The organism is Streptomyces aureus (genome assembly GCF_001418135.1).
GTDB lineage: Bacteria > Actinomycetota > Actinomycetes > Streptomycetales > Streptomycetaceae > Streptomyces > Streptomyces aureus_A.
This window is the reverse complement of record NZ_LIPQ01000570.1, coordinates 1-5121: the sequence shown is the minus strand read 5'-3', so window position 1 is coordinate 5121 and position 5121 is coordinate 1. Positions and strand designations below refer to the sequence as shown.

Genomic DNA, 5121 nt, shown 5'->3' with positions numbered 1-5121 from the left:
GGCTGATGGCCGTACCGGGGGGAGGAGGGTGACCCGTCGACAGGGAGAAAAACACTTGTAAAGAAGTCTTTCTAAAGATAGCTTTTCATCATGCCGGAGGAGAACATCGACCCGCAGCCCGAGGGTGAGCCGCCCCGCAGTATCCGACTCACCGACCCGCGAGCCCTGCGCGCCTACGCCCACCCCCTGCGGATGTCGCTGGTGGGGCTGTTGCGCAGCAGCGGCCCCTTCACCGCCACCCGGGCCGCCGAACTCACCGGCGAGTCCGTGGCCAGCTGTTCGTACCACCTGCGGATACTCGCCAAGTACGGGCTCGTGGAGGAGGCGCCGGGCGGCCGGGGGCGGGAGAAGCCCTGGCAGGCCACGGCCCAGTACACGGAGTGGCCGGAGTACAGCGAGGACGCGTCGATCGCCCAGGCGGCCGACGCGCTGAGCGCCGCCGTCGCCGAGCAGTACTTCGAGCGGGTCGCCCGGGCCATGGCGAACCGGCACCGGCTGCCGAGGGAGTGGCAGGAGGCCGAGCAGTTCGGCGACTCGCTGCTCCACCTCACCCACGAGGAGCTGGCCGAGCTCGGAGCGCGCATCGACGCCCTGCTCCGGCCCTACGAGGCGCGTGCCTCGGACCCGTCCCTCCGCCCGGAGGGCGCAAGGCCCGTCAGTGTCCTGCGGATCGCCTACCTGGATCCGGACGTCCCCGACAGCGAGAAGGAGTGAGCGGGATGGCTCTCGTCGAACGCGTACCGGCGCTGCTGCGCGAGCGGACCTTCCGCCGCTACTGGACCGGGCAGACCATCTCCCTCGCCGGGGACCAGATATCCCTCATGGCGATTCCGCTCGCCGCCGTCCTCGTCCTCGGCGCCGACGCCGCGGCGATGGGCTGGCTCAAGGCCGCCGAACTCCTGCCCGCGCTCCTGCTCAACCTGCCGTTCGGCGCCTGGGCGGACCGGCGGACCAGTCGCAGGCGGGCGATGATCGCGGCCGACATCGGGCGGGCGGCGCTGGTCCTGACCCTTCCCGTGGCCCATGTGCTCGACGTGCTGACGCTCACCCAGCTGTACGTGGTGGCCTTCGGGATCGGCGCGCTCACCGTGCTCTTCGAGGTCTGCAACACGACGCTCTTCGTGGCGCTCGTGCCCACCGAGCGCTATGTGCAGGCGAACTCGCTGGTGAACGGCAGCCGTTCGACGGCCTGGTTGGCGGGGCCCGGGATCGGCGGACTGCTCGTGCAGTTCCTCACCGCGCCCTTCGCCCTGGTCGCGGACGCCCTGACCTATCTCGCGTCGGCCGGGTACCTGGCCCGGATCGAGCCGGTCGAACCGCCGCCGGCCCCGGTGGCCAAGGGGCACTTCACCGAGGGGCTGCGCTGGGTGGTCCGGGAGCGCTCGATGCGGGCGCTGTTCGCCGCCTCCGGCACGGTCCAGTTCTTCAACTACATGTTCCACACCCTCTTCGTGCTCTATGTGACCACCGAACTCGGCCTCGGCGCCGGGCTGCTCGGCCTGATCCTCGGAGCGGGAGCCGTGGGCGGTCTCCTCGGGGCGGTCGTCAGCGGGACGGTCGTCCGACGGATCGGCATCGGGGGCTCGCTCGTCGCCGGCTTCCTCGGGTTCACCCTGCCCCTGGTCCTGATACCCCTGGCCGACGGTCCGCTGCCGCTCGTGGTGTGCGTGCTGTTCGTGGCCGAGTTCCTCTCCTGCGTCGGCGTGATGATCGTCGACATCGCCGCGGGATCGTTCCAGATGGCACTGATACCCGACGCCGTGCGGGCCCGGGTCATGGGCGCCTTCCGGACGCTCAACCACGGCTTCCGTCCGCTCGGCGCGCTCGTCGGAGGGTTCCTCGGCACCGCGATCGGGCTGCGCCCGACGCTGTGGATCGCCACCGTCGGGGCCGTCTTCGCCGTGCTGTGGGTGCTGCCCTCGCCGCTGCCGAGGATGCGGCAACTGCCCTCTCCGAAGGAGGAGTCGGAGCCCGTCGGACAACCAGGGGGCGGGAAGGGCTGACCGGGCAGACTGGCGACATGACTACGCGACCGACGGCTCCCGTTTCCTCCGAGACCCCCGTTCCTTCCGGGTCTCCCGCCCCCTCCGAGCCCTTCGCCCCCACGCCGGAGGACGTGCGGGCCTATCTGCGGCGCATCGGCGCGGAGCGCCCGGACCGTGCGGACGGCGAGGCGCTGCGCGATCTGCATCTGCGTCATCTGCGCACCGTGCCGTTCGAGAACCTCTCGATCCACCTCGGCGAGGACATCGTCCTGGAGGAGAAGGCGCTGCTCGACAAGGTGATCGGCGCGCACCGGGGAGGGTTCTGCTACGAGGTCAACACGGCGTTCGCCGTTCTGCTGAAGGCACTCGGCTACCGGGTGTCGCTGCTGCAGGCTCGGGTCTTCGGGCCGGAGGGCAAGCCGGGCATCCCGTACGACCACATGGCGCTGCTCGTGGAGACGGTGGACGGTGCACGGTGGCTCGCCGACGTCGGCTTCGGTGACCACGGCCACTTCCCGCTCCGCTACGAGGACCGCGGTGACCAGGCGGACCCGGGTGGTGTCTTCCGGCTCGTGGACACCGCCGAGGGTGACGTGGACGTGCTGCGGGACGGGAAGCCGCAGTACCGGATGGAGCTCCGGCCGCGCCGGCTCGCCGACTTCGCAGTCGGCGCCTGGTACCACCGGACCTCGCCCGACTCGCACTTCCCGCGCAGTCTCGTCTGCTCGCTGCTCACCGAGGAGGGCCGGATCACCCTCAGCGACCGGAAGCTGATCACGCGGGCCGGGGGTGAGCGCGACGAGCGGGTCCTCGACGGTGAGGACGAGGTGCGGGGCGCGTACCGGGACCTGTTCGGGATCGAGCTCGACGCGCTGCCGGTCGTCCGCGGTGGAATTTCCGATTCGAACCCTCGGTAACGCTTGCTCACCTCGTGACCGGTTTGCGTCGAACGCCCCGACGGTGATCGAATGCGACTTCGTTGCATAGTGAACGAGTCGCACGGGGGTGCGTGAAGAATGTTCGATCGTCTCTTCGGGAAGCGTGCGGCGGGCGCCGTGCGAGGCGGCCCGCTCGCCGGTCTCACCGTCCCCGCCTCGGCGGGGATGCTGAGCTGCCGGGTGCTCGACCCCGTGCACGAACCGGTCCGGCAGGCCGAGTTCGTCCTCAGCGACGCCGCCGGGCGCAAGGTGATCGCCGGGGAGACCGACCCGTACGGCACGGCGCTCGCGACCGTGCCGGCGGGCGAATACCGGCTCGCGGTCACCGCCGAGGGCTACACGCCGCACCACGGCAGGGCCGTCGTCACCGAGGGCGGCCACACCGGCCTCGACGACGTACTGCTCCAGATCGCCCCGCTGCCCCAGCTCCCCGAGCCCGGCGACTGGGAGATCGACCCCACGCACTCCCAGATCGGCTTCACCGCACGCCACATCGGGCTCGCGCGGATCCACGGCCGGTTCAACGGCTTCGCCGGCGCGGTCCGGATCGGTGACCGCATGGAGCGCTCCGCGATGCACGTCGTCATCGACGCGGCCTCCATCGACACCGGGGTCCAGATGCGCGACGACCATCTGCGGTCCGGTGACTTCCTCGACGTCGGCGCGTACCCCACGCTGGAGTTCTTCAGCGAGCGCTTCACGCACAAGGGCGGCAGCCGGTGGGCCGTCACCGGGGCGCTCACCCTCCACGGGGTGAGCCGCACGGTCACCCTCGACACCCAGTACCTGGGCCTCGGGAGCGGTCTGGAGGGCGAGACCCGGTGCGCCTGCCGGGCCACCACCGAACTGCACCGGGAGGACTTCACGCTCACCTGGCAGACGCTGCTGGCGCGGGGGATCGCGGCGGTGGGATCGAGCATCAGCATCGATCTGGATGTCCAGATCGTGCCCAAGCCGGGACGGGGCTGACGGTTCGCCCGGGCGGCGCGACGCAGGGGGCTACGGGGCTTCCAGCCAGCCCTCGTACTCCGCCGCCAAGGAGTCCAGCGCCCTCGGGTCGAGCCGGCCGTCCGGGTCCTCGACGACCACCAGCCACTGGGCGTCCTCGGCGTCGTCCTCCCCGGCCAGGGAGTCCCGTACGAGCTGCGGTTCCTCGGCGACGCCGAAGCGGTCGGGGAGCTCCCCCGCGACCTCCTCGGCGGCGTCGCGGTCGGGGAGTACCAGTACGTGTCGTTCACTCACCCCGTCATTCTCGGGCATCGCCGTCCTGTCAGTGGTCCGTGGGATGCTGGACCGCGATGGCCACCAGAAAGACTTCCCCCGACGACCTCCTCGGCCCCGTGACGCTCGCCGTGGGGCAGGAGGACCTGCTCCTCGACCGTGTCGTCCAGGCGGTGGTGGCGGCCGCGCGTGCCGCCGACGCCGACACGGACGTGCGCGACCTCATGCCCGACCAGCTCCAGCCCGGCTCGCTGGTGGAGCTCACCAGTCCCTCGCTGTTCGCCGAGCGCAAGGTGCTGGTCGTGCGGAACGCCCACGATCTGTCCGCCGAGACGATCAAGGACGTCAAGGCGTATCTCGACGACCCCGTCGAGGACATCTCGCTCGTCCTGCTCCACGCCGGCGGCGCCAAGGGCAAGGGGCTGCTCGACGCGGCCCGCAAGGCGGGGGCGCGGGAGGTGGCCTGCCCGAAGACGACGAAGCCCGCCGAACGGCTGACGTTCGTGCGGCAGGAGTTCCGGACGCTGGGGCGTTCGGCCACGCCCGAGGCCTGCCAGGCGCTCGTCGACTCCATCGGCAGCGATCTGCGGGAGCTCGCGTCCGCGGTCGCGCAGCTCACGTCCGACGTGGACGGGACGATCGACGAGGCCGTCGTCGGGCGCTACTACACGGGCCGCGCCGAGGCCTCCTCCTTCAACATCGCGGACCGCGCGGTGGAGGGGCGCGCCGCGGAGGCCCTTGAGGCCCTGCGGTGGTCGCTCTCGACCGGGGTCGCGCCGGTGCTCGTCACGAGCGCGCTCGCGCAGGGCGTACGGGCGATCGGCAAGCTGTCGTCGACGCGGGGCGGGCGGCCCGCCGATCTGGCGCGGGAGCTGGGCATGCCGCCGTGGAAGATCGACCGCGTACGCCAGCAGATGCGGGGCTGGACCCCCGACGGGGTGTCGCTCGCGCTGCGGGCGACACCCCGTCGGGGGTCC

At 71.4% G+C, this 5121-nt stretch carries 6 protein-coding genes; 5 read left to right on the top strand and 1 reads right to left on the bottom strand.

Going from position 1 to position 5121, the window contains the following annotated elements; genetic code table 11:
* Nucleotides 1-90 precede the first annotated feature (90 nt).
* The 4 genes from AOK00_RS34185 to AOK00_RS34170 all read left to right on the top strand — a co-directional run bounded on the left by AOK00_RS34185 (nt 91) and on the right by AOK00_RS34170 (nt 3892).
* Nucleotides 91-714 (top strand): winged helix-turn-helix domain-containing protein, encoded by a 624-nt coding sequence (locus tag AOK00_RS34185; protein ID WP_055604023.1) that lies wholly within the window; start codon nt 91-93, stop codon nt 712-714.
* 5 nt (nt 715-719) lie between these two features.
* Nucleotides 720-2003, top strand: coding sequence for an MFS transporter (locus tag AOK00_RS34180; RefSeq protein WP_055604022.1), 1284 nt, complete (start codon nt 720-722; stop codon nt 2001-2003).
* Nucleotides 2004-2020: 17 nt separating this feature from the next.
* A complete protein-coding gene (locus AOK00_RS34175) occupies nt 2021-2902 on the top strand; it encodes an arylamine N-acetyltransferase family protein (protein WP_079042342.1) in 882 nt (293 codons plus the stop codon).
* Between the two features lie 99 nt (nt 2903-3001).
* A complete protein-coding gene (locus AOK00_RS34170) occupies nt 3002-3892 on the top strand; it encodes a YceI family protein (protein WP_055604020.1) in 891 nt (296 codons plus the stop codon).
* 30 nt (nt 3893-3922) lie between these two features.
* On the opposite strand, the gene AOK00_RS34165 is transcribed toward AOK00_RS34170, so the two are convergent.
* Nucleotides 3923-4183, bottom strand: a complete 261-nt coding sequence (locus tag AOK00_RS34165; RefSeq protein WP_437441467.1) for a hypothetical protein — start codon at nt 4181-4183, stop codon at nt 3923-3925.
* 38 nt (nt 4184-4221) lie between these two features.
* Here AOK00_RS34165 and holA point away from each other — a divergent pair.
* A partial coding sequence (gene holA / locus AOK00_RS34160) for a DNA polymerase III subunit delta (protein ID WP_055604019.1) occupies nt 4222-5121 on the top strand: 900 nt, incomplete at its 3' end.